Below are 25,983 nucleotides of genomic sequence, written 5' to 3' on the forward strand. Positions count from 1 at the left end.
TCATTGAGAATAAATAACCATACACGCCAGACTAACTGCAATAATCCATAAAGCAAGTTGTAAGGATAAATGGTAGAAAGTTCTTATAGCACTAGATTGGGTTTCTTTTTTAAGATCTGAATGCAAAACCTTTTCTGTTATATCTATAACAGCCTGCGAAAATTTTTCTGTTTTTACAGAAATCTCCGGAGCCATTTGAGCAAACTTCAGAACTGTCTTGATTCCACCTTTCAAATCAGTAACTACACTCTTTGGACCAAGATGATTGTAAATCCAATCTGTTACTACAGGTTCAGATGTCTGCCACATATTAAATTTTGGATTAAGCATACGTGCAACACCCTCTACAACAACCATAGTTTTTTGTAGCAAAATCAATTCAGGACGAGTAGCCATATCAAAAAACTCTGTTATTTCAAAAAGAACAGTCAGTAATTTTCCCATAGAGATAGATTCAGCTGATTGTCCATGGATTGGTTCACCGATAGCTCTAATCGCCTGCGCAAAAGAAGCAGGGTTATGATGACTTGGAACGTAACCGGCTTCAAAATGAACATTTGCTACTCTCTGATAATCCCTAGAAATAAAACCATACAATATTTCAGCCAGGAAACGCCTTTCTTTCTCACTCAGTCTTCCAGTAATCCCCATATCTACTGCTACAATAACACCTTGTGGATCAACAAAAAGATTCCCAGGATGCATATCAGCATGAAAAAATCCATCACGCAAGGTATGCCGCAAAAATGATTGTATCAGCGTAGCCGATAGATGCTCCAAATTATACCCAGCAATACGCAACCCTTCTATATCAGATATTCTAATACCATCTATCCATTCCATAGTAATGACATCACGGCCTGTTCTTTCCCAATCCACTTTTGGAAAACGAAACCCTTTGTCCTGTGCAGTATTTTCAGCTATTTCTGATAAAGCAGCTGCCTCGAGCCGCAAATCCATCTCTATCTTAGTAGATTTTTCTAGAGTACGCGTTACTTCTATTGGACGCAGCCTCCGAATAGAAGGAATAAACCTCTCTTGCATATGCGCAACAAGATACATAACTTGCAGATCTTGAAAAAAGCGCTGCCTGACACCAGGTCGTATAATTTTTACTGCTACCTTCTTAAGCCCTTCTGAAGTCTTAATCGTTGCTGGATGTACTTGTGCAATAGATGCCGCTGCAATCGGTTCTCCAAAATCATAATATAATTCTTCAATTGAATGTCCTAATGTAGCTTCTACAAAAGACTTTGCAGAATCCATAGAAAAAAAATCCATTCTATCTTGCAAAAAAGAAAGATCATCAGCAATTTTTTTACCTACAATATCAGGACGTGTAGCTAGAAATTGTCCAACTTTAACATAAGAAGGCCCCAAACGTTCGACGGCACGTGCCAAACGATCTTTCTGATCAGAATCTTTTACATTTCTACGAGCTAAATACCCTATAATTTTTTTTATAAACGCTAACATAGGGGGTAAGCCCTGACTAGGGAGAGAAGAAACCACTCCTTCTCTCACTAAAATCCAGCTTACATGTAATAACCCATAATACCCTCTAAGGCTTCCCATTACATCCTCAAGATTTCCATCCAGAATGTAGGGCAACAATTCCACCTGTATAATTTGTAAATACTACATCTGAAAATTTTGCTTTAGAAATCATTTCTGCAAAATCTTCCTGTTTAGGAAAATTTCTGATAGATTCTACAAGGTATTGATATGGTTGATCATCGCCTGCCACCAACTTTCCTAAACGTGGAATCGCTTTAAATGACCATAAATCATAAAGTCGATCCAAAATTGGAACATCAACCTCAGAAAATTCCAAAACGAGTAAACGACCTCCATATTTAAGAACTCGATATGCTTCCTGTAAAACTAAATTTATGTTAGGCATATTACGAATACCAAAAGCGATTGTATAAGCATCAAAACTATTTGACTTGAAAGGAAGCACCTCAGCGTTAGCTTCAATAAAATGGATATTGTTAAAAAAACCTTTTTTTCGTGCTCGTTTCTTGCCCAGGGATAACATCGAATCATTTATATCAACGACAAAAGTCTGAGCTTCCTTTTCTGAAGCTTCCATGATTCTAAAGGCGATATCTCCTGTACCACCAGCAACATCTAGCACATGATAATTTGCGGATTTTGGTGGATTAAGAGCTACAACCATTGCATTTTTCCAAACCCTATGTAGCCCAAATGACATAAGATCATTCATAATGTCATAACGATACGAAACTTTAGAAAAAATATCGTTAACAAGATCTTGTTTCTCTACACCTAGTATCTTATGAAACTGATAAGAAGTATCTTTTATACTATCATTACCAAAACGATTTCTGATCATATTGATTAACTCCTTAAGGGGAAAAGGTAATATCATGATATATGCGATTTAAAATTATACAAATATTGTTTTCTAAAATTAATCATAGCATCTTGTTTCTAGAAAAAATTAGAATTTGCTATTAACATTTCAAATAATACTTAAAGTACTCCTTTTTAAAAATTGCACTTCATAAAGCTTTTATATTTATTGAATCATAGACTACAACCTACAAACATGTATCAATAATCCCATGAATTTTCATATGCAATATCCAATAACACAAAACAAACATTTTTCATGTTCAGCATTCTCTTTAGCTTAGATTAAAGAGAATATTTATAAAGGTAATCAATAAAATCGTCATTCTCTAATAATTAAGGTTAAAATAATGCCTGAATTGCCAGAAGTTGAAACAATAAGACGTGGCCTTCTTACCTTCATGGTAGGCATGACTATAACTAACCTAGAAATACGCTGTACCCATCTACGGTATGCTTTTCCTATTAATTTTTCTGAACGCGTTAAAAATAAGAAAATTATAAATATCTCTCGTCGAGCAAAATATTTATTAATTAATCTTGAGCAGAACCTATCAATCGTTATACACTTCGGTATGTCTGGATCTTTTATTGTTGAAAAAGATGGCTTAGAAAAAACTGATCAGACACGTGCAAAAAACTCCAAGCATGATCACGTTATACTGTATCTTGAAAAGGAAGCATTGCTGTACCGTGTTATATACAACGATCCACGTCGCTTTGGATTCATGGATCTAGTAGTTAGCTCCTTAGTGAATGAATATCCTTCCTTTGTAAATCTAGGACCAGAACCACTCGAGGATTCTTTTAATGTTTTCCATTTAGAAAAATATTTTACAGGTCGAAAAGGAAAATTAAAAACCGCATTACTCAATCAAAAATTGGTCGCTGGACTAGGCAACATTTATGTTTGCGAAGCTCTATGGCGTGCAGGTTTATCACCTATGCGGACAATGAAGACATTAGTTAATAACAATACAACGCCAGATTCTAAGTTGTTCATATTGCAAAAAGCAATTCATAATGTAATTTCTGAAGCAATCGAAGCTGGAGGATCATCTTTACGTGACTATATACAAGTCAATGGCTCACTAGGTTCATTTCAAAATTGTTTTTATGTCTATAACCGAGAGGGAAAACCTTGTCTATCAAATTGCGGAACGTTAATACGTCGTACTATGCAAGCAGGACGTTCAACTTTTTACTGTGAAGTATGTCAAAATTGATTTTTAAAAGGGATACAAATTTTTATATTGACGACCATGTATTTCTATAGCTATGATGTTCCTTATGTTATGAAGGGGTGTAGGTCTTTTATTGATATTTAAGACTGAATAATGTTTAATACTCCCTACTTTTAAGCATCGAACATGTTTTTAAAGAGAGGCGCTTATGGCTAATACAGTATCTGCAAGAAAGATGGTACGTAAAATTTCTCGCCGTACTTTGATTAATAAATCGCGTCGTTCATCTGTTCGTTCTTTTATACGTCGTGTGCATGAAGCGCTTGAATCTGGTAATGTTGATGCTGCAAAGGAGGCCTTCAGGGTTGCAGAATCCCATATCCAAAAAGCAAAGAGCAAGGGTGTGTTGCATAAAAGTACTGCTTCACGTACGGTGTCACGCCTTGCAAAACGTATAAAGAACGTATCTATGGCTTCCTAGATTTTTTAAACTCTTTCCGAATCGCTAAAGGGACTAGAAAGATCACGCTTTCTAGTCCTTTTATATTGTTTTCTGAGTCGCTTCATTTTCATCTAAAAAAATCTATAGTAGAATTAAAGGAAAAATTATTACAACTTTTAATATTTTTTGTCTTTTATGTTCAAAAAAATAAATTACGTTAATTTTTATTTTTTAGCTTTTAGAAAACATAGAAATATTGAATCTTATTGATTCAAAAGCGATTCTTAATCATAACAAAAAAATCAAGACTTATTCCTCCTAAGAGTCAATCCCCAACAAGCTTATTGGCTGCAAAAATCATTATTGATCTTATCATAGGATCCTGCCTAAATAGATCTTTGAGGGAAGATTAAAAGCTACTTAATAGCTAAGATAGAATTTCCTAAGCTAATTTAAGCGAGGTATTTTTTTCATACCCAAAAATATGATGGTGCTACTTTTTGTTTTAGAGAAAAAATATTGTCTGATATCAGAATAGGATATAAATTATGATTATTGTTTAAGCCTGAACCAGAAACATATCTAGATATTTTTAAAATAAAAGTCATAGTACCTAGTGGTGTAAAAAGAGACATAAGTAGTAGCAATTTTTACTATGGAAGGCAGAAAGAGATGCAATTAAGAGAAATATCTACTTATGCTCAAGATAATGAGGTAAAAATAATAAAAGAAACACGGCCTCAGGATAATGTAATGGAAACATTGGACATGAGGTATAGCTTATTATTTGAGCGTGTGGCATTACGCCTAAAGAATCATGTTGGTTCTGATGTGTATGCCAGTTGGTTTCAAAGGCTAAAATTTCATTCAATACTAAATAATGTAATTCATCTCTCCGTTCCGACTACTTTTCTAAAAGCGTGGATCAAAAATCGCTATCTTGAAATTATAACAAAGCTTTTTCAAGAAGAAGACAAAACAATATTAAAAGTTGATGTTGTTGTAAGAACTGCAACTCGTTTTTCATCTGAAAAACCATCTCTTCCTGTGTCTTCACAATCTTACTCTCCTTTAAAACCAATATCTTCTAATGTCATTACTTCTACTTTAAATCCTAAAACTGTTAGCCCCTTATTTGGATCACCACTTGACACTCGTTTTACATTTTCGTCATTCATAGAGGGATCTTCAAATCGTGTAGCGCTTGCTGCAGCTCGTACAATTGCAGAGATGGGAGCTAAAAGCACAGTTCGATTTAATCCCCTGTTTATCCATGCTTCAGTTGGCCTTGGGAAAACACATCTTTTACAAGCTATTGCAAATGAAGCTATCGAAAACAAAGATGGTCTTCGAATAGTCTATTTAACTGCTGAATATTTCATGTGGCGCTTTGCTACCGCTATTCGAGATAATTGTGCACTCAATTTAAAAGATTCTTTACGTAATATTGATCTTCTGATGATTGATGATATGCAATTCCTACAAGGCAAATTAATTCAACATGAATTTTGTCATTTATTAAATGCATTACTAGATAGCGCCAAAACAGTTGTTGTAGCTGCAGATCGCCCCCCTTCTGAACTAGAATCCTTAGATCCACGAGTTCGTTCACGATTGCAAGGAGGGGTTTCTCTAGAATTAGGCTCTCATGACTATGATATACGTCTTGCGATACTTAAAAATCGTCTTAAGAACTCTCAAATAGGAGATACAAGTCTTAATATCCCTGAAGAAATTCTCGTGCATGTAGCTCGTTCTATTACTTCAAGTGGACGTGAATTAGATGGAGCTTTTAATCAACTTGTATTTCGGCACTCGTTTGAACCTCTTCTCACAATAGATCTTGTAGATGAAATTTTAACTCATTTAATAAAATCCAGCGAGCCAAGGCGGATACGAATTGAAGATATACAACGATTAGTTTCTCGACATTATAATGTTTCACGTCAAGATCTTCTATCTAGCCGACGTACCCGTGTTGTAGTCAAACCTCGACAGATAGCAATGTATCTTTCAAAAATTATGACTACACGTTCGTTTCCAGAAATTGGTCGTCGTTTTGGAGATCGAGACCATACAACTGTTCTTCATGCAGTTCGTAAGGTAGAGACTATGCTAGAAACAGACACAAAACTTTTAAAGGAAATTGAGTTATTAAAACGACTAATTGCAGAATAATTTCAATCTTATTATTTTCATGGATCAATTCTTCGTAGTATAAGATCAATATATCAAGTACATAAACTAGTTTGTAATGATCTTTTATATCATCGTGTTAGATCTGCAACAACTGCATCAAGAATCATCATCCCAGACGGTGTGCATTTCAACCTTGAAGAATTTATACGCTCAATGAATCCAAGATCAACCAACTCCTTCTCACGCTCAGCATTTAAGCTACGTCTAGATAATTGCTGCCAACGATTTATATCAATGCCTTCATGTAATCTTAATCCCATCAACAATAATTCATCACTTTGCTCTTCAGGACTCAAATATTCTTGCTCAATGATACCATGACCTTTACTCTCAACCATTGAAACCCAATGTTCAGGATTTTTTTCTGTAGCTGTTGCTATTCTGAAAGTATCTATACTAATACGACCATGCGCTCCTGGACCAATTCCAACATAATCACCATATCGCCAATAGGTAAGGTTGTGGGTGCTCTCAGCTCCCAACTGAGCATGATTAGATATTTCATAGGCAGGGAGTCCATGTGACAACGTAATTTCCTGAGTCAGTTCATAAAAACGAGCAGATAATTCTTCGTCAGGCATTATCAGTTTACCTGCTTTATGTAAATTAAAAAAACGTGTACCTACCTCAATTGTTAATTGATATAATGAAATATGATCAACTACATAAGAGATCGCTTGCCTAAGCTCCAAATCCCATCCATCTATAGTTTGACCGGGCCGAGCATATATAAGATCAAAAGACATACGCGGAAAAACTTCACGCGCTAATTTAATAGCTTTTAGAGAATCAGCAACACTATGTGTACGACCAAGAAATTGTAATGCTTCATCTTCAAGGGCTTGGACCCCAAGTGAGACACGATTAACTCCTGCCGCTCTATATTCATGAAAACGCTCTAATTCTACACTGGATGGGTTCGCCTCTATGGTAATTTCAATATCTAAATTAGGCACATGCCAACATCTTGCAATGCCTTCAAGAATAGACCCGATACTCTTCGGCTCCATAAGAGAAGGAGTACCTCCGCCAAAAAAAATGCTGGTAATTGTTCTAGGACCACTTAATTGTCGCATCCGAGTCATTTCAAGAAGAAAAGCTTGAACAAAACGCTCCTGATCAACTAACTTAGTTCTTACATGGCTATTAAAATCGCAATAAGGACACTTTGAAACACAAAAAGGCCAATGAACGTAAATACTTAAATTAGAACGTTCTAAATTCAAAGGGAAAAGAGAAAAGTTTTTTTCATTCATTTCATGTCACAAACAATTTTCAATAAAAAGCTTGAACGCCCGAGCTCTATGTGAAAGCGGTTCCTCACGTTGACCTACTATAAAGGCATTTTTTTCTTCCAATGTCATTTCACCAAAAGTACGACTATGCCCTTTTGGTTGAAAAATAGGATCATATCCAAAACCATTTTCTCCACGTGGAGGCCATACAATTGTTCCCTTTACTATTCCAGAAAAAATTTCTACATGACCATCTGGCCAAGCGATACATAAAACCGAAACAAACTGTGCAGAGCGAGAATAAAAATCGTTAGCACCTTTATGAAAAAGGTCCCTTTCTATCTTTTCCATGGCCATAGAAAAATTGCGAATTCCATTAAGAGTTTCAGCCCACCTAGCACTATATACTCCTGGATTTCCATCAAGAGCATCCACAACAAGACCAGAATCATCAGAAAGAGCTGGAATTTTCAAAGCTTTAGCAGCTGATAATGCCTTTATAACAGAATTTTCCTCAAAAGTTGTCCCTGTTTCTTCTGGTATTATCAAATTTAGTTCTGCAGAAGATTTAATCAAAAACCCTAATGGACTTAAAAGATTATAAATTTCGTTAATCTTATCCTTGTTATGACTAGCAACAATAATAGCTTTTCCATCAAGCTTACGCATTAGAATCACTTAAAGATATCACCTGTTTCTGAAGAGAAACAAGATGAGAAATTCCAGTCTCTGCTAAAAGCATCATATCAGAAAATTCTTCCTGAGAGAATGCATTTCTTTCAGCTGTTGCTTGAATTTCAACTATTTTACCAGAACCAGTGATAACAAAATTAGCGTCTGTTTCAGCTTTAGAATCTTCTGAATAATCAAGATCTATCATTATCTGGTTGGAAAATACACCGCAAGAAACAGCAGCGACATGATCTTTTAGAACATGCGATACCTTAACCATACCACGAGCTTCCATCCATTTCAGACAATCGTGCAAAGCAACCCATGCTCCTGTTATTGCTGCCGTACGGGTACCACCATCTGCTTGTATGACATCACAATCCACGACAATCTGTCGTTCACCTAACATCTCAAGATTAACAATAGCGCGTAATGAGCGACCGATAAGACGCTGAATTTCTTGAGTACGTCCTCCTTGCTTACCGCTGACAGATTCACGCCTCATACGTTCTTCTGTTGCACGAGGTAACATCCCATACTCAGCAGTTATCCAACCTCGACCACCATGACGCAACCAAGGGGGGACTTTTTCTTCAAGTGAAGCAGTGATCAATACATGAGTTTGACCAAATTTGATTAAACAAGAACCTTCAGCATGTTTGGAATACTGACGAATAAAAGACACTTCACGCATTTGATCTTTTCTTCTACCTGATAAACGCATAATTTACTCCTCAGTAAAGTCTTGAATATTTGTAACTGTTTTCAAGAGAAAAAAGCAAGAAGTAAAGAGATGCTTTTAAAAATTTCATGCTAAATGAATGAAGTCTTGCTATTTATTTTATAAATGATTACCATATTGCTGCTTCAATTCCAAGAAAGATATTCGTATGGACGACAAAGAAACATCAAACTATGAAATGTTTTCTTCATTAGACGATCGTGATCGAGAAGTTTTTCGTCGAATAGTTGAAAGTTATTTGGAAACAGGTGAACCTTTAGGATCACGTAACCTATCACGACTATTATCTGTATCGCTCTCACCAGCCTCTGTACGTGATATCATGAGTGATCTGGAGCTATTTGGATTAATATATTCACCACATGTTAGTGCTGGTCGCTTACCAACACAACTTGGCTTACGTTTCTTTTTAGATACATTCATGCAAACACGAGAATTATCAGAAGAAGATCAGCTTGAGGTAGAGAATCAGATCGGCAATAGCGAATCTAATAAATCTCTGGAAGAAGTTATGAGTAAAGCAAGCAAAGTACTTTCAGGTATTTCACGTGGTGCTGGCTTGGTTTTCACTACAAAACGCGATTTAGTTCTTAAACATATAGAATTTATCCGACTTGATTCCACAAAAGCATTGGCAGTGATTGTAGGAGAAAGTGATCAAATAGAAAATCGTATTATTAATCTTCCTACTGGAATTACTTCGTCACAACTTATTGAAGCTGCAAATTTTCTCAATGCACAAATAGTTGGACAAACCTTTTCAGCTTTCAGATTTAAATTGGAAAAATTAAAAGATGAAGTACGACGCGAACTTGATACGCTCTCTCATGACTTAGTAGAACGCGGACTTGCTGTTTGGTCAGGAGCACAAAAAGATGAAGGTAAACCATCAAGTTTAATTATACGAGGTCGAGCGAACCTGTTAGAAGGAATTGAACCAACAGATCTAGAGCGATTACGACTTTTATTTGATGATCTAGAGAAAAAAGAGGTTCTCATAGAAATGCTTCATCTGACTGAAAGCAGTCCAGGGGTACGCATTTTCATTGGTTCAGAAAACAAACTTTTTTCATTATCTGGTTCCTCTCTCGTGATCGCCGGTTATTCTAACAAAAGAGATCAGATAATCGGAGCTGTTGGTGTTATTGGCCCAACACGACTTAACTACGCCCGTATTGTACCAATAGTAGATTATACTGCACAAATCATGTCACGCGCTGTACTTGATAAGAGCTAGCATAACTTATTTTTCATATATAAAGAATTGAATAAATATCATCATTTTAAACCAATCAATCTATGATTTTTAAATCAAAAATATGAATCTCTTTAAGATATTCTATAAATCTCTCAGAAATATGAGATATGAGTTGCTCGCCTTTTTCAGGCGTAGCAGTCGTAGCATTACCAACAACTCCCTGGGGATTTAAATCCGTCATCATCCAACCGAATGGATGTAAGCCGTAAGCACGTAGATATTTAAATTTTTCTAGAAGCTCTCCCTGCCTAGAAAAAAAATTTTGAGCCAGATCCATTTTGACTAGATGAGGTTTAAGCGCCAACATTAAACTGGTCTCCATCTCTCCTCCATGGATTCCAATTTCTCTCTCTTTAGATGAGATACCTTCATTATCTATATTTAAGCGTGTCCAACTTGTAGCTGCTGCCAGCATTGAAAATCGAACTCGTGCTTCTGTGATAACAATAGAAATAATTGCTGAGTTCCCTCCATGTGCATTTAAGATAACAAACTTACGTATCCCAAGGTTCCGAACTTGTTGAGCAATTCCTAGCCAACGCTCTATAGCTTCGACATAAGAAAAAGTTTTTGTGCCTTGAATATTCATATGTTCAATTGAATAACCAATCGACTCTACTGGCATAAAAGTAACCGGTAATTCAAAAGGTAGAATTATCTTAATCCTTTCTAATAAACCAGAGACAATAACATTATCCGTATTAAACGGTAAATGCGGACCATGTTGCTCATATGCACCAAGAGGCAGAACAACAATCCAATTGGCTCTCTCAACAGGATTCAAATCTATAGGATTATCCTCAAAGTTAATAGATGGGTGCATTATTTAAACCAAAACATTCATGAAAAATTCTATCTATTTAATAATACCTTTTGCAGAAATTTTCATTTTAAATATTTAGAATTTTTATTTCTTCAATCCTATCCCTTTACTCTTCAAAAATTTATTGCGTAAATATTAGTATTTACAATCTAAATTATCACTTAAAGGAAAGGAACCTGGATATGCGTCTGGGTGGACGGCTTGCAGCTGCTATTGAAATACTAGAAAATATAAAAAATCACAATCGACCTATCAAAAATACTTTGAAAGACTGGGGTATTTCTCATCGTTTTGCAGGAAGCAGCGACCGTGCTGTTATTAGCAATATTGTCTATGACAGCTTAAGAAAACGCCTTTCAAGTTGTTATCTTATGAATGATGACAGCTCTCAAGCATTAGTGTATGGCATTATATTTCGTGAATGGGGAATTAATCCTCAAGAACTTATCCATAAACTTTCCAGTGATCATTTTGCACCACCATTGCCAACACAGTCTATGCTGTCAGCTTTTAATTCACATCAATTAAAAAATGCACCTGATCACATTCAAGCAGACATTCCAGAATGGATAAAATCTTCAATTCAATTGAATTTTGGATCTAGTTGGCTCAAAGAAGCAACTGAATTAGCACAACGTCCACCTTTAGATTTGCGGACAAATATACTAAAAATTACTCGTGAAAAACTTCACAAAACTCTTGAACATTTTAAAATAGGCTATTCAACCATATCTCAATTTGGACTACGCATACCTGCAACTCAAAAAGAATCGTATTTGCCTAAGATTACAACTGAGATCTCTTTTCATAAAGGTTGGTTTGAAATTCAGGATGAGGGCTCACAAATAGCTTCACAACTAACAGCATTTACAAAAGGAAGGCAAGTTCTGGATTTTTGTGCTGGCGGTGGAGGGAAAACCCTTGCATTATCTATGTTCATGAAGAATAAAGGCCAAATTCATGCATGGGATTCAGACAAAAGCCGAATAGCGCCTATTATCGAGCGAATAAAACGCGCGGGAATACACAATGTTCAGGTCCATAGCAGATTATCAACGCTTCTGCCTTTACAAGAACATTTCGACACCGTACTCATTGATGCTCCCTGCTCTGGAAGTGGAACATGGCGACGACATCCAGATATGAAATGGCGATTATCAGAACAAAGCCTTGAGAAAAGAATCCTTCAACAAGAAACAATCATTAACCAAGCCTCTAAATTTGTTAAAATCAATGGTCATTTAATTTATGTTACCTGTTCTATACTCCCTCAAGAAAATATTATACAAATTCAAAAATTTTTGAATACCCATCCTCAATTTCGTATTGTTCCAGCTATAAAAGATTGGCATTCATTATTCGATATCAAGGCACTGCAACCTCATTTTTTCAAAGACGGAGGATTAAATATGACTCCTGCATCCACGAATACAGATGGCTTCTTTTTTTGTAAGTTAAAACGTCATTATTAAGTAATTTAAAATGTGATTATTTCCTATTTATGACACCAGAAATCAAGTAAAAAATATTATATCTCCTTATGAAAGAATTTTAATTTATTTTTAATAACCTAAGGTTGTTTATTAATAAAGCATGTTTTATGATGTCAAAAATGGACGAGTAATAAAATAAGGACATTTATATGCAGAAATCTTTTATGAGGGTATTTTTTATAGTTTTCATAGTAAGTTGTGGACTTTTTATAGGAAAAGAAAATATGCCAGATCAGTGGTATATATCATTGAATAAAGCACCTTTTAATCCACCAAATTGGGTTTTTGGTCCAATTTGGACTGTACTTTATATTCTTATTGCCATTGCAGGAATAAGAACATATGAAAAAAGTGGGCTTTCTCTTTCTTTTGGGCTGTGGATTTTACAGATGGTTCTCAATTTTACATGGTCGCCAATCTTTTTTGGTATGCATAATCCAAAGATGGCTTTATCTATTATTTTAATAACTTTTTTGGTTATTTTACTATATATAGTATACCAATGGACGCGTGATCGAATTTCTTCTATACTATTTATTCCTTATATAGCATGGATAAGTCTTGCTTCTGTTCTTAACATGTACATAGTACTATTAAATTAAATCCATAAGCTTTTCAAACATGTACACGAAAAAATTGCTTTACCTTAGGAAAATCGAAAAGGAGTTTATAATTACCACCTTTATAAAAAATCAATTTTAAAGTCTTCTTGCAAGACTTCGTTTAATTTTACTATTGCATCACAATAATATTTAAGCGATATATGATTTTTAAAAGTTATATAACAAGCTTGTTAAGCTTGTGCGGGTGTAGCTCAGAGGTAGAGCACAACCTTGCCAAGGTTGGGGTCGAGGGTTCGAATCCCTTCGCCCGCTCCAGATTTTCACTAATAAAGGATTAGCCTAAACAGGATAATCTTTTATTAATCCTTATCGTCTTGTGAAATCGAAAATGTAGAAAATTCAAGCAGGAAAAGGTATGCATCCTACCATAGGCTTCATTAAGGCTCAAAATTCTAGAGTGCTTTTGAGGTTATAACAGAACACTTAAAAATCTTCCTCGCAACCAAATAGTAATCTAATTCTAGCTCTAAACTTCATGTGATCAGGCATTGCACATAGATTAAGACAATCTTTTTCTGAACTTATATATACCTTATTAGCTAGCTATGAGCAAAAATATCTACTTTATCCCAACCCAATAAGTCTAACCTAGCCCTACTCGGCAAAAATTGAAAACAGGACCTAGCCAACTCTATACGCCCCTCACGCTCGAGTCGCAGCACCAACTTATCGCGTAAAGCATGTAAGTAAATTACATCTGAAGCAGCATATTCAAGCTGTTCTGAAGATAAGGCATCAGCCCCCCAATCAGAAGACTGTTGTAATTTAGAAATATCACGCCCTAGAAATTCTTTTACATTATCTTTAAGGCTATGATAGTCGGTATAGGTCCTTGTTAAACGCGAAGCTATTTTTGTACAAAAAATTTTTTCTGTCATCACGCCAAAAGCATAAAACAAAACTGCAATATCAAAACGACCGTAATGAAAAATCTTTTCACTAGAAGGATCTGCTAATAGCTTTACAAGATTAGGAGCTTCTTTCTGACCTGAAGCAATCCTAATAATATCAGCTGTTCCATCCCCGGGAGAAAGCTGCACAATACAAAGACGATCCCGATGAGGAACCAATCCAAGCGTTTCCGTATCAACAGCTATAGATTGAGTATAGCTCATAGCAGCACTAAATGAAATATCGCCTTCATGTACACGAATAGTAGTCATAACTTTTTCCAAAAGACTTCGAATGATGATAATTTTTTAAAATTTATAGAACAACTTTTAAGAAAAAGTCTGGAATCTTTCCAGAAGAACACCGCTTTATAAGTTGAAGTTGCATTTCAATAAACACTAATAAATTATTAGTCTTATATAAAATATTTATTACCAATTTTTGCAAGCTTTAAATAAAGATTTTTTACCGTATAAAAGCCATTTTCTAAACCTTTACAAGATTTAAATCGTTACTCAGAAATTTTTTCTAATCCTTAAATCCTTTTCATTATACTTCTAGCTATAATCTATAAAATAATTTATCTATGTGGATTCTTGACTAAAAGTATTACATCGTCTTCAAGGTTCTTTTCTCAAAAAAGAAAGCTTTTTGCAAACTAATAAAAAATGGAGACCTAAAAAATAAATGTCGCTACGCTTACTTGTAGGGGTGAATTATAAATAAAAATTATGTCAGGAGATATTCGTTTACAGCATAACCCTAATGAAACACTAAAGATCGATCGAAATCAATCTCAAAATTTTCTGAAAATTACACGATCAATCTTTTATTGGGGGGTTATTTTAATAATATGGACAGTTATAGGGATCATTGCAATTGCTCTTTATTATGGTGCCCGTATGCCAAGTGCTACCACTTGGGTAATTCCTGATCGTGCTCCAAACATAAAAATTTTAGCAGAAGACGGCTCATTAATTGCTAATAGAGGTAGTACTAATAGTGGAACATTATCTTTAGAAAATGTCTCTCCATATATTCCGGAAGCGATTATCGCTATTGAGGACAAACGTTTTTATGAGCATCTAGGAATAGATCCTATTGGACTTTTGCGTGCTTTGGTAATTAATATTATTAACAGACATACTGTGCAAGGTGGTTCCACTATCACTCAACAATTAGCAAAAAACCTTTTTTTATCTCCTGATCGAACAATCGAGAGAAAAGTTCAGGAAGTACTTTTAGCTTTATGGCTAGAGCATAAATATACCAAAGATCAGATCCTAACAATGTATCTTCAACACGTTTTTTTTGGTTCAAATATATACGGTATAGAAGCAGCTGCTCGACATTATTTTTCAAAATCAGCTCGAGATGTTACACTTGGTGAAGCAGCTATTTTAGCAGGTATTCTAAAAGCACCTTCTAGACTTTCTCCAGAACGTGATCCTAAAGCAGCCAATGACCGTGCTAAAATTGTCCTCAATTCCATGCTTCAACAGGGTTTCATAACAGAAACTGAAAAAAATACCGCGATATTACAATCCTCAGAAAAGGCAAAAAGAAAAAGGTCAGGAGCAGAACATTATGTTGTTGATATGGTTATTGATCAAATACAAAGTTTAGTACCCCAAAATAAGGAAGACCTCATCGTAGAAACTTCACTTAATATGAAATTAGAAAAGGTCGCTGAAAAAACACTGGTTACGTTATTACAGAAAGAAGGTTCTAAACTTAATGTATCTCAGGCAGCTCTTGTTGCTTTGGATGCCTCGGGAGCGATCCGAGCTTTGGTTGGTGGGCGCGATTATAAAGAAAGTCAATTTAATCGTGCAGTAAAAGCCAAACGTCAACCTGGTTCAGCTTTTAAAACCTTTCTCTACGAAGCAGCTTTGGAAGCAGGCCTTACTCCTGATTCTATACGTAATGATGAACCTGTACGTATTGGAAATTGGACACCTCAAAACTATGATCATAAATATCGTGGACCTGTAACCTTGACAACAGCACTCTTGAATTCTCTTAACTCAATTGCTGCACAACTTGTAATAGAAATTGGCCCTGATAAAGTTGTTAAGATCGCTCATCGCATGGGTATAGAATCTGATCTACAAGCTAATGCTTCTATTGCTCTTGGAACTTCAGAAGTATCTCTTCTAGAGCTAACAGCAGCATATACTCCTCTTATGAATGGTGGTTACAAAGCAACACCTCATATTATTCAGCGCATTATGACGACGACTGGCAAAGTTTTATATAATGTTAATTATAACAACCCTCCTCGTGTACTTTCTAAGTCTGTAGTTGAAGAAATGAATTCAATGATGGCACAAGTTATTAACAAAGGAACAGGGAGAACGGCTATCTTAAAAGATTGGCAAGCCGCTGGTAAAACTGGAACAACACAAACTTTTCGTGATGCTCTTTTTTTAGGATATACTGCCAATTTAACAGTCGGTGTCTGGTTCGGTAATGATAATGGAAAAGCTATGAAAAGAGTGACAGGCGGAGGATTACCTGCTAAGGCCTGGAGAAGTTTTATGATAGCGGCACATTCTGGAATTTCTCCAATCCCTCTACTGGGAACTGAAAAAATTTTCCAACAAAATGAAGAAAGTAGCAAAAGTCAAGAAACTCTTGTTGATATGCTTTACAAAGCATTAGGTGTCAAAAATCAAACTTCTTCTCATCTTGATACTGAAGAGATGTATTCACCGCCATCATCTGCTGATCCCGAAGGATCCAATAATGAGGCTATACCTCTTCCTGAAAACCCGCAAAATGACTCCTTAGAACATCCGTATGAAAAACAGTTTCCCCAATCTCTTCCAGAAGCAGAACATTCTATTGGAACCAATAATGATAAAAGTACACAGCAAGGAGGACAAACCACCCTTCTTGATATTATTATGGGACATTAAACATGTTTTATAAATAGAAATTCATTTTGCTCGTTTCTATAGACTAAATGCTCCTTGCAGTGATGAAAGACACTTCTTATATCTGTTGCATAATCGCATTAAGCTGCGTTCACCCACTATTATTCATATTAGGGGCTGTCGGCGGGAATGCCCATGTGGGGTCCAGACAGCCTGCTTAAAGGAGAAAACGATATGGCAAAAGTCATTGGTATTGACCTAGGCACTACTAATTCTTGTGTTGCTGTTATGGACGGCAAGAACGCAAGGGTTATTGAAAATGCCGAAGGTGCACGCACAACACCATCTATGGTTGCTTTTACAGAAGAAGAAGAACGCCTGATTGGACAACCTGCAAAACGTCAAGCTGTTACAAACCCAGAGAATACACTTTTTGCAGTTAAACGACTCATTGGAAGACGCTACGAGGACAAAACTGTAGAAAAAGACAAAACACTGGTGCCTTTCAAAATTATTAAAGGAGAAACTGGAGACGCTTGGGTTGAAGCTCAAGGGAAAGGTTACTCCCCATCGCAAATATCAGCAATGGTTCTACAAAAAATGAAAGAAACTGCTGAAAGTTATCTTGGCGAAAAAGTTGAAAAAGCCGTTATTACAGTTCCTGCATATTTTAATGATGCTCAACGACAAGCAACCAAAGACGCAGGGCGCATAGCAGGTCTTGAAGTACTTCGCATCATAAATGAGCCAACAGCAGCTGCATTGGCCTACGGATTTGAAAAAAAAGACGGACAAACTATTGCTGTATTTGATCTTGGTGGAGGAACTTTTGATATCTCAATACTAGAGATTGGCGACGGCGTTTTTGAAGTAAAAGCAACAAATGGAGACACTTTCTTAGGCGGTGAAGACTTTGATATGCGTCTTGTAGAGTACTTGCGGGACGAATTTAAAAAAGAAACTGGTATAGATCTCAAGAATGATAAACTAGCACTTCAACGTTTGAAAGAGGCATCAGAAAAAGCAAAGATTGAATTATCTTCATCCCAGCAAACTGAGATCAATTTACCCTTTATCACCGCTGATAACACAGGTCCTAAACACCTGACTATGAAGTTAACCCGTTCCAAATTTGAAAGTCTCGTTGACGATCTCATTCAGCGTACAATTAATCCTTGTAAGGCCTGCCTTAAGGATGCTGGATTATCTGCTGAAGATATTGACGAAGTCATTCTTGTGGGCGGCATGACACGTGTACAGAAGATTCAGAAAGTAGTTGAAGACTTCTTTGGTAAAGCTCCTAACAAAGGAGTTAATCCGGATGAAGTAGTGGCGATAGGAGCAGCTATACAAGCCGGTGTCCTCCAAGGAGAAGTAAAGGATGTCCTTCTTCTTGACGTCACACCTTTATCTCTGGGTATTGAAACAATGGGTGGAGTGTTTACTCCTTTGATTGAACGGAACAGTACAATTCCTACAAAAAAATCCCAAGTATTTTCTACTGCCGATGATAACCAAACTGCTGTTACAATCCGTGTCAGTCAAGGTGAAAGAAAAATGGCAGCTGATAATAAGTTATTAGGACAATTCGATTTGGTTGGTATTCCAGCTGCTCCTCGAGGTATACCTCAAATAGAAGTGACCTTCGACATTGACGCTAATGGAATAGTACAAGTTTCTGCAAAAGATAAAGGTACCGGAAAAGAACAGCAAATTCGTATTCAAGCATCTGGTGGCCTATCTGATGATGAAATTGAAAAAATGGTTAAAGATGCTGAAGCTCATGCTGAAGAAGATAAAAAGCGTCGTGATGCTGTTGAAACGAAGAATCAAGCTGAAAGTTTGATACATTCCACAGAAAAATCTCTAGGAGAACATGGGGATAAGATTTCTGAAGAAGACCAAAAAGCAATAAAAACGGCAATGGATGATCTTCGGACTGCAATTAGTGCTCAAGAATCTGATATTAGCGATATTAAAACCAAGACACAAAAACTTCTAGAAGTTTCAATGAAACTTGGACAAGCTATTTATGAAACACAGAAAGCTAAACCAACATCGGATGATATCCCAAAGGATACAAAAGATGATGTTGTTGACGCCCACTATGAAGAAATTAAGGATGGCAAAAAAACAGCCTAGTCTTTATTAAAAAATAACAAAACATTGAAAGGAATCCAGTTACATAAGTATCTGGATTTCCATCATTGGAGAATACATTAGATGGCAAAAGCTGATTTTTATGAAGTCCTCGGTGTAGGACGGACAGCCAGTGAAAAAGAACTCAAAAGCGCATTCCGCAAACTAGCGATGAAATATCATCCAGACAAAAATCAGAATAACCCTGAAGCAGAAGAAAAATTTAGAGAAATAAATACAGCATACGAAACTCTTAGAGATCCTCAAAAACGTGCTGCTTATGATCGTTATGGCCATGCTGCTTTCGAGCAAGGAGGCATGGGCAATGGAAATTTTCATGCCAATATGGGCAGTGGCGGAGTTTTCTCTGATATTTTTGAAGATATTTTTGGTGAAATAATGGGAGGTGGGCGTCAACGAAATCGATCTTCTTCAAATGGAAGAGAGCCTGGCGCAGATCTTCGTTATAATCTTGAGGTTTCTCTTGAAGAGGCTTTCTCTGGGAAAACAGTACAAATTCGTGTTCCTACTTCTATAAAATGTGACAATTGCTCTGGTTCTGGGGCAAAACCAGGTACAAATCCTCAAGTCTGTAAACTTTGTAATGGCTCTGGAAGAGTTTACACAACCGCTCAAAGTTTTTTTTCTATCGAACGTACTTGTCCAGCTTGCCATGGACATGGACAAATAATTACTGATCCTTGTTCCAAGTGTAATGGACAAGGTCGTGTATCAGAAGAAAAACTTTTATCAGTAAATATACCATCAGGAATAGAGGATGGAACACGCATCAGATTATCTGGTGAAGGAGAAGCTGGTTTACAAGGTGGACGTCCAGGTGATCTTTATATATTTGTATCTGTAAAGCCACATCAATTTTTTCAAAGGGATGGCGCTAATTTATACTGTACTGTCCCTATTTCTATGACAACAGCAGCAATTGGCGGAACCTTTGATGTTGCAACTCTTGACGCTACACACTCACGCGTCACTGTACCTGAAGGAACACAGGCAGGAAAGCAATTTCGTCTTAAAGGAAAAGGCATGCCTGTAATGAATTCTAGTCAAAAAGGAGATCTATACGTACAAATTCGAATTGAAACTCCTCAGAAGCTAACAAAACGCCAGCGTGAACTCTTGGAAGAGTTTGAAAAATTATCATCTAAAGAAAATCATCCTGAGTCTGTAGGTTTCTTTTCACGTATGAAAGATTTTTTTGAAACACTTAGCAACTGAACAAATCGACCAAGTCTAATACTGATCTTTAGTTAAGACATGTAAATAAGGATATAATACTAATATTCTAAAAATGAGAACTCCTCATTTATTACTTTCTTAACTGAAGTCGTACAAGTTAAGTATTGATATATTATTATGAACGATAAATTCAGCATTTTTCTATATAAAATGGATAACACCTTAATATAGAGCCTTACATTTTCCCTGAGATAAATAACTCATATATTCTTCAAAGGTCTGGTGGAGAGAGAGGGATTTGAACCCTCGATACCTTTTACAGTATGCCGCATTTCGAGTGCGGTGCATTCAACCACTCTGCCATCTCTCCAGTATTGCAAATGTTTTATTCTCAATACCAAACATCGATGAATATTTAAATAATATATATTCTTCTTGCATCCCTATCTTGACAGAGAATACAGGTTCAAGTAGCTATCTATATAGGTATTATTTTATGAATTTCATAGATTATGATATAACCATAATTACTTATATTCCAGAAAATAATTTAAACTTTCTTGGCAAGTATTTAATATATAGACATATAAAATACACTAAACATTATAAAAACTCTTGATAGTGAAAGGATAAGAAATGTTTGCGGTTATAAAGGCCGGAGGAAAGCAACATCGCGTAGCCGCCAATGACATTATAGAAATTGAAAAAATTAACGCAAAAGATGGAGAGACCATTAACTTTGATGAAGTATTAGCTATCGGAATGGATGAAGATTTTCATATAGGTTCCCCTTTTGTAGATGGCGCTTGTGTTAAAGCCGAAGTTGTTAAACAAATGAGAAGTAAGAAAGTTATCATTTTTAAAAAACGTCGTCGCCAAAATTCTAAACGAACTCGTGGTCATCGCCAACATATGACAGTTGTACGCGTGACAGATATTATACCTTCCTGATTTATACGATATGAAGGAAAAATTAAAAAAGGAAACTGTAATGGCACAAAAAAAGGCGGGTGGTTCTTCACAGAACGGACGCGATTCACAATCAAAAAGGCTTGGCGTAAAAAAATTTGGTAGCGAAGCTGTGATTGCAGGTAATATAATTGTACGACAGAGAGGAACTCGTTTTCATCCTGGAAATAATGTTGGAATGGGAAAAGATCATACTCTGTTTGCTCTTGTTAATGGCAATGTTAAGTTTAGCAAGCGCTCACAAGGTCGTTCATATGTATCTATTCTTCCAAAGGAAACTGCGATCTAAATTGAGGTTTATGTGTAGGTGTTCTATTCTAATTATGTGATATGCGAAAAACATAATTTATATAGTTAAGTTGTCATGCGAATGATATTAACTTTGATGAAAAATTAAAAAAGCATTCTTTCCTATTAAATTCGCATTCGTGAACTAAGTATTAATTATAAGTTAATCGCTAGTAAGTGCAGTGGGATAACATAAATTTGCAGTCAAATAAAAAATATCTTCAAGTATATATTTTATTGTTGATGTCTGTGTTTTTTAAAAGATTTTATTTGATTATTAAAAAGTTACCGTTAACTAAAATTAGAGTTAATTATGACGGTGTTAGAATATCGGCAAGGTCAAAATGAAATTCCTCGACGAGGCTAAGGTCTATATAAAGTCGGGTAATGGTGGAGCAGGTAGTGTTTCCTTTAGGCGAGAAAAATTTATTGAATTCGGTGGACCTGATGGGGGTTCAGGTGGTCGTGGCGGTCACGTATGGATTGAAGCAGTTCACAGTCTTAACACACTAATAGACTTTCGTTACCAACAACACTTTAAAGCAAAAAATGGTGTACCTGGGATGGGCCGTAACCGTAATGGTGCAAAAGGTTCTGATGTTACGATTAAAGTTCCTGTAGGAACACAAGTTTTCGAAGAAAATCGAGAAAGTCTCATTTGCGATCTTAACAAAGAAGGCCAACGTTTTTTATTAGCTACTGGAGGAAATGGTGGTTTCGGGAATAGTTCCTTCAAATCATCTACAAACCAAGCTCCTGATTATGCGAATCCTGGTATGCCTGGCTTAGAAAAAACAATTTGGTTACAGTTAAAATTAATTGCAGATATTGGATTAATTGGATTGCCAAATGCTGGCAAATCTACGTTTCTAGCATCTACAACACGAGCAAGACCTAAAATTGCAAATTATAAATTTACAACCTTATATCCAAATCTTGGTCTAACAACAGTAAATAATCATGACTTCATCATAGCTGACATCCCTGGAATTATCAAAGATGCTCATAAAGGTGCTGGCCTTGGAGATCGTTTTTTACGTCATGTAGAACGTACAAATATATTACTGCATCTCATTTCAGTAGCAGAAGAAGATGTCTGCTCAGCCTATGAAACTATCGCTAACGAAATTTCTGCTTATGGGCACCAGCTTAGTAATAAGATAGAAATAGTAGCTCTCTCACAAATTGATATTATAGATAGCAGTACTCTTCAAAAGAAAAAAAATGAATTGACTTCTGTATGCAAGAAGATGCCTTTTGCACTGTCAGCAGTAACAGGTGATGGAATAAAAGAAATCTTGAATATTCTTCACGAACATAGTCTGTCATTCTCCAGAGAGAATAAATCATGAATGAAAAATTCTCTCTGACTGATTATAAACGTATTGTAGTAAAAATTGGTTCCTCGCTTCTTATAGATCCTATACATGGGTTGAAAAAGAAATGGATGGATTCAGTGTGTTCTGATATAGAATCATTAAAATCGTCTTCTACTGATGTCTTAGTTGTATCATCTGGAGCTGTAGCACTAGGACGCTCAGTACTTCAGTTACCAGCAGGTAATCTTGATCTTGATGAACGTCAAGCTGCAGCTGCTGTTGGTCAAATTTCTTTGGCACACGCATGGTCTGAAAGACTCTCTTTACACAACATTGTAGCTGGACAAATTCTTGTAACACTTTCGGATACTGAAGAAAGATACCGTTATCTCAATGCACGGACAACACTTTTCCGGCTTTTAAAATTCAATTCTGTACCAATTATTAATGAAAACGATACTGTAAGTACTACAGAAATTCGATATGGAGACAATGATCGGCTCGCTGCACGCATTGCAACTATGATCAGCGCTGATCTACTTATAATTTTATCAGATGTCGATGGTTTATATACAGCTCCACCCAATATTAACCCAAAAGCACGTTTTATAGCACGAATAGATGAAATAACTCCTGAAGTAGAGGCTATGGCAAGAGAAGCTGCTTCAGAAATGTCATGTGGTGGTATGAAAACAAAAATTGATGCCGGGAAAATTGCTACATCTTCAGGATGCGCTATGATCATTGCGAATGGAACAGTAAAATATCCTCTCAAAAACATTCAAGAAACATCTCATTTTTCTTGGTTTAAACCATCTTCTAAACCATTTACCGCTCGCAAAAGGTGGATCTCTGGGAAAATATACCCCGAAGGAAAATTATATATTGATAGTGGAGCAGTAGTAGCATTACATTCTGGAAAAAGTTTATTATCAGCAGGTGTACAAAAAGTTGAAGGTTCTTTTTCTCGTGGAAGTATTGTCATTATAATGGATCCATCAGGATATGAAATTGCACGTGGCTTAGTAGGTTACGATTCTCATGAAGCAAAGAAAATTGCTGGATGCAAATCTATAGAAATAAAGAACATTATTGGTGATGCTCGACAAGTTCCTATGATACACCGCGATGATATGGTATTATTTTCTGGAGAAAATATAAAAAAGGATACCTCACATGCATAGTCATAGTGCGGATACACATGCTCTAAACATTACAACTTTTCTTCGACAGGTAGGAGAAGAAGCAAAAAATGCTGCAAAAATTCTTTATAACACTTCTACCAAACAAAAAAATCATGCTTTAATTGAAATGGCTGATGCAATAAAAAACAATAAGGATAAGATTCTGCATGCTAATTATGATGATATAGAAAACGCTGAAAAATCTGGGCAAAGTACTGCCTTTATTGATAGATTACGGCTAGATGAAAACCGTATCATTGAAATTTCTAAAAGTCTCTGTGAGATTGCAGCATTATCTGATCCTGTTGGAGAAGTCATTGCAGTCTGGGACAGGCCTAACGGTCTTAAAATTGAACGAGTTCGCACACCGCTTGGTGTTATCGGTATAATATATGAAAGCAGACCAAATGTTACATCCGATGCTGGAGCGTTATGCTTAAAATCTGGAAATTCTGTGATTTTGCGTTGTGGGTCTTACGCGATTCATTCTTGTCGTGCTATCCACCTATGTCTTTGCCAAGGCTTAAAGGCTGCAGATTTACCAGAAAATATCATTCAATTAATACCTACTACAGATCATATCGTTATAACTAAAATGCTGCAAGGTCTTGATGGAAGTATTGATGTAATCGTTCCACGTGGTGGTAAGAATCTCACAGATCGCGTTATCAAAGAATCCCGTATTCCTGTTTTTGCTCATTTACAAGGTTTATGCCATATTTATGTAGATGCTTCTTCTGAACTAGAAATCGCAAAAAAAATAATTATAAATTCTAAAATGCGCCGAACAAGTGCCTGTGGAGCAGTTGAAACATTGCTCATAGATAGAGCAGCCTTAAAGACTCATCTAAAGCCTATTGTTGAAATTTTGACTTCTCAAGGTTGTGAAGTCCGAGCTGTTTCTGAAATATGTCAAAGGTTCCCTTACCTCAAATTAATAACAGAAGATGACTGGTCAACCGAATATCTTGATGCAATCATTTCTATTAATATTGTTGATGGTATTGAAGGAGCAATCTCTCATATCAAGCGTTATTCGTCAAATCATACAGAAGCTATAATTTCTGAAAATCCAAATGTCGTTGCACGTTTTTTTAATGAAATTGATTCTGCTATTCTCTTGCATAATGCTTCTACACAATTTGCAGATGGAGGTGAATTTGGCATGGGAGCTGAGATTGGCATTGCAACAGGAAAAATGCATGCACGTGGACCTGTTGGTGTCGAACAACTCACATCTTTTAAATATCGTGTACATGGAAATGGACAAATCCGTTTATAGCTTATGAGAAATGAAAAGCTAGAATACAGTATCCAGCGCATGCCTCATGTCGAGTGTGGGATGGCAGTTGGCTTATTCGGAGGCTCTTTTAATCCACCGCATGAAGGACATCTAGAACTTGCAAAAACCGCTCTATCTAAACTTAAATTAGATCAACTCTGGTGGATGATTAGTCCAAAAAATCCGTTTAAGGAGAAAAAAAATCTTGCATCGCTTAGTGAGCGTGTTTTTTTGAGTCAAAAAATAGTGAATGATCCACGTATCTGCATTACTACTTTTGAAGCTTTTCTTCGAAGACCTTATACTTTAGACAGTCTTCTTCACATTAAAAGTCGTTACACGTCTGTCAATTTTATTTGGCTTATGGGGGCAGATAATTTAAAAGAGTTTCATTACTGGTATAAGTGGAAAAAAATTGTTATGACTATCCCTATTGCAATTATTGACAGACCTAGTATATTGTTAAATCATATGTCTCTACCATTAGCAAAGGCCTTTGATTATGCAAGGATTGATGAATCGTTTAGTTGTAGTTTGTCCAGAAAAAAAGCTCCCGTGTGGTCCTTTATTCATAAACAACATTTATCAATAAGTTCAACGTATCTTCGTAAAAAAGAAACCTTATAAGACGGCCTCTAAAAGCTTAATACCTACACTAAAATTTATATTTTTACGATTTCATATCCTAAGTTAAGCCCGACAAGGGAGGATGTATGTCGGGCTTAACTCTTGACCGACGACAGGGAGGATTTGAAAACGTCAGTCAAGGAGAATATGTCTCATTA

At 36.1% G+C, this 25,983-nt stretch carries 21 protein-coding genes, 2 tRNA genes and 1 pseudogene; 16 read left to right on the forward strand and 8 right to left on the reverse strand.

Annotated elements, in window-relative coordinates:
- A complete protein-coding gene (ubiB, locus tag B488_RS05780; protein ID WP_015273605.1) occupies nt 1–1,575 on the reverse strand; it encodes a 2-polyprenylphenol 6-hydroxylase in 1,575 nt (524 codons plus the stop codon).
- A 7-nt stretch (nt 1,576–1,582) separates the two neighbouring features.
- Nucleotides 1,583–2,359, reverse strand: a complete 777-nt coding sequence (gene ubiE / locus B488_RS05785) for a bifunctional demethylmenaquinone methyltransferase/2-methoxy-6-polyprenyl-1,4-benzoquinol methylase UbiE (protein ID WP_015273606.1) — start codon at nt 2,357–2,359, stop codon at nt 1,583–1,585.
- A 370-nt stretch (nt 2,360–2,729) separates the two neighbouring features.
- Here ubiE and mutM point away from each other — a divergent pair, with 370 nt between their 5' ends.
- The 3 genes from mutM (at nt 2,730) to dnaA (ending at nt 6,183) form a co-directional block, all read left to right on the forward strand.
- Nucleotides 2,730–3,605 (forward strand): bifunctional DNA-formamidopyrimidine glycosylase/DNA-(apurinic or apyrimidinic site) lyase, encoded by an 876-nt coding sequence (mutM, locus tag B488_RS05790; protein ID WP_015273607.1) that lies wholly within the window; start codon nt 2,730–2,732, stop codon nt 3,603–3,605.
- Nucleotides 3,606–3,771: 166 nt separating this feature from the next.
- Nucleotides 3,772–4,044 (forward strand): 30S ribosomal protein S20, encoded by a 273-nt coding sequence (gene rpsT, locus B488_RS05795; protein WP_015273608.1) that lies wholly within the window; start codon nt 3,772–3,774, stop codon nt 4,042–4,044.
- Nucleotides 4,045–4,677: 633 nt separating this feature from the next.
- Nucleotides 4,678–6,183: a chromosomal replication initiator protein DnaA gene (gene dnaA / locus B488_RS05800; protein ID WP_015273610.1), complete on the forward strand. Its 1,506-nt coding sequence runs from the start codon at nt 4,678–4,680 to the stop codon at nt 6,181–6,183.
- Nucleotides 6,184–6,272: 89 nt separating this feature from the next.
- On the opposite strand, the gene hemW is transcribed toward dnaA, so the two are convergent.
- Genes hemW through rph form a run of 3 tightly spaced genes read right to left on the reverse strand, consistent with a single transcriptional unit; the run spans nt 6,273 to nt 8,835 of the window.
- Complete coding sequence (gene hemW, locus B488_RS05805; protein ID WP_015273611.1) at nt 6,273–7,460, reverse strand: radical SAM family heme chaperone HemW; 1,188 nt, start codon at nt 7,458–7,460, stop codon at nt 6,273–6,275.
- 6 nt (nt 7,461–7,466) lie between these two features.
- Nucleotides 7,467–8,108, reverse strand: coding sequence for an RdgB/HAM1 family non-canonical purine NTP pyrophosphatase (rdgB, locus tag B488_RS05810; protein WP_015273612.1), 642 nt, complete (start codon nt 8,106–8,108; stop codon nt 7,467–7,469).
- Nucleotides 8,101–8,835, reverse strand: a complete 735-nt coding sequence (rph, locus tag B488_RS05815; protein ID WP_015273613.1) for a ribonuclease PH — start codon at nt 8,833–8,835, stop codon at nt 8,101–8,103. The genes rdgB and rph overlap by 8 nt, the downstream gene beginning before the upstream one ends.
- Nucleotides 8,836–9,001: 166 nt before the next feature.
- On the opposite strand from rph, the gene hrcA reads away from it, so the two are divergent.
- Entirely contained in the window at nt 9,002–10,090 is a 1,089-nt protein-coding gene (gene hrcA / locus B488_RS05820) for a heat-inducible transcriptional repressor HrcA (RefSeq protein WP_015273614.1), read from the forward strand.
- Between the two features lie 55 nt (nt 10,091–10,145).
- Here the strand turns inward: hrcA and B488_RS05825 are convergent, their stop codons facing one another.
- Nucleotides 10,146–10,937 carry a creatininase family protein gene (locus B488_RS05825; RefSeq protein ID WP_425277623.1) on the reverse strand — a complete coding sequence of 264 codons (792 nt, stop codon included), beginning with the start codon at nt 10,935–10,937 and terminating at the stop codon, nt 10,146–10,148.
- 179 nt (nt 10,938–11,116) lie between these two features.
- On the opposite strand from B488_RS05825, the gene B488_RS05830 reads away from it, so the two are divergent.
- The 3 genes from B488_RS05830 (at nt 11,117) to B488_RS05840 (ending at nt 13,305) form a co-directional block, all read left to right on the forward strand.
- The gene (locus B488_RS05830) at nt 11,117–12,406 is read left to right on the forward strand and encodes an RsmB/NOP family class I SAM-dependent RNA methyltransferase (RefSeq protein ID WP_015273616.1); all 1,290 of its coding nucleotides are present in this window, start codon (nt 11,117–11,119) and stop codon (nt 12,404–12,406) included.
- 170 nt (nt 12,407–12,576) lie between these two features.
- Nucleotides 12,577–13,029, forward strand: a complete 453-nt coding sequence (locus B488_RS05835) for a TspO/MBR family protein (RefSeq protein WP_015273617.1) — start codon at nt 12,577–12,579, stop codon at nt 13,027–13,029.
- 201 nt (nt 13,030–13,230) lie between these two features.
- Nucleotides 13,231–13,305: transfer RNA gene (locus tag B488_RS05840), tRNA-Gly, on the forward strand.
- Nucleotides 13,306–13,589: 284 nt separating this feature from the next.
- On the opposite strand, the gene B488_RS05845 is transcribed toward B488_RS05840, so the two are convergent.
- Entirely contained in the window at nt 13,590–14,213 is a 624-nt protein-coding gene (locus tag B488_RS05845; RefSeq protein ID WP_041770793.1) for a ribonuclease D, read from the reverse strand.
- A gap of 459 nt (nt 14,214–14,672) precedes the next feature.
- On the opposite strand from B488_RS05845, the gene B488_RS05850 reads away from it, so the two are divergent.
- The 3 genes from B488_RS05850 (at nt 14,673) to dnaJ (ending at nt 20,195) form a co-directional block, all read left to right on the forward strand.
- Entirely contained in the window at nt 14,673–16,862 is a 2,190-nt protein-coding gene (locus B488_RS05850; RefSeq protein WP_015273619.1) for a transglycosylase domain-containing protein, read from the forward strand.
- Nucleotides 16,863–17,054: 192 nt separating this feature from the next.
- On the forward strand, nt 17,055–18,962 hold the full coding sequence (gene dnaK, locus B488_RS05855; protein WP_041771176.1) for a molecular chaperone DnaK: 1,908 nt from the start codon (nt 17,055–17,057) through the stop codon (nt 18,960–18,962).
- 81 nt (nt 18,963–19,043) lie between these two features.
- A complete protein-coding gene (gene dnaJ / locus B488_RS05860) occupies nt 19,044–20,195 on the forward strand; it encodes a molecular chaperone DnaJ (RefSeq protein WP_015273621.1) in 1,152 nt (383 codons plus the stop codon).
- A gap of 241 nt (nt 20,196–20,436) precedes the next feature.
- On the opposite strand, the gene B488_RS05865 is transcribed toward dnaJ, so the two are convergent.
- Nucleotides 20,437–20,526: transfer RNA gene (locus B488_RS05865), tRNA-Ser, on the reverse strand.
- A 266-nt stretch (nt 20,527–20,792) separates the two neighbouring features.
- On the opposite strand from B488_RS05865, the gene rplU reads away from it, so the two are divergent.
- The 6 genes and pseudogenes from rplU to B488_RS05895 all read left to right on the forward strand — a co-directional run bounded on the left by rplU (nt 20,793) and on the right by B488_RS05895 (nt 25,825).
- The gene (gene rplU / locus B488_RS05870; protein ID WP_015273622.1) at nt 20,793–21,107 is read left to right on the forward strand and encodes a 50S ribosomal protein L21; all 315 of its coding nucleotides are present in this window, start codon (nt 20,793–20,795) and stop codon (nt 21,105–21,107) included.
- A gap of 40 nt (nt 21,108–21,147) precedes the next feature.
- Nucleotides 21,148–21,414, forward strand: coding sequence for a 50S ribosomal protein L27 (gene rpmA, locus B488_RS05875; RefSeq protein ID WP_015273623.1), 267 nt, complete (start codon nt 21,148–21,150; stop codon nt 21,412–21,414).
- Nucleotides 21,415–21,757: 343 nt separating this feature from the next.
- Nucleotides 21,758–22,729, forward strand: a pseudogene (obgE, locus tag B488_RS05880) (GTPase ObgE); the annotation flags it as partial.
- Nucleotides 22,730–22,761: 32 nt separating this feature from the next.
- Nucleotides 22,762–23,916 carry a glutamate 5-kinase gene (proB, locus tag B488_RS05885; RefSeq protein ID WP_041770796.1) on the forward strand — a complete coding sequence of 385 codons (1,155 nt, stop codon included), beginning with the start codon at nt 22,762–22,764 and terminating at the stop codon, nt 23,914–23,916.
- On the forward strand, nt 23,909–25,198 hold the full coding sequence (locus tag B488_RS05890) for a glutamate-5-semialdehyde dehydrogenase (RefSeq protein ID WP_015273626.1): 1,290 nt from the start codon (nt 23,909–23,911) through the stop codon (nt 25,196–25,198). Before proB ends, B488_RS05890 begins: the two co-directional genes overlap by 8 nt.
- 39 nt (nt 25,199–25,237) lie before the next feature.
- Complete coding sequence (locus tag B488_RS05895; RefSeq protein WP_144049213.1) at nt 25,238–25,825, forward strand: nicotinate-nucleotide adenylyltransferase; 588 nt, start codon at nt 25,238–25,240, stop codon at nt 25,823–25,825.
- Nucleotides 25,826–25,983 lie beyond the last annotated feature (158 nt).

Source organism: Liberibacter crescens BT-1 (assembly GCF_000325745.1).
Classification (GTDB): Bacteria; Pseudomonadota; Alphaproteobacteria; order Rhizobiales; family Rhizobiaceae; genus Liberibacter; species Liberibacter crescens.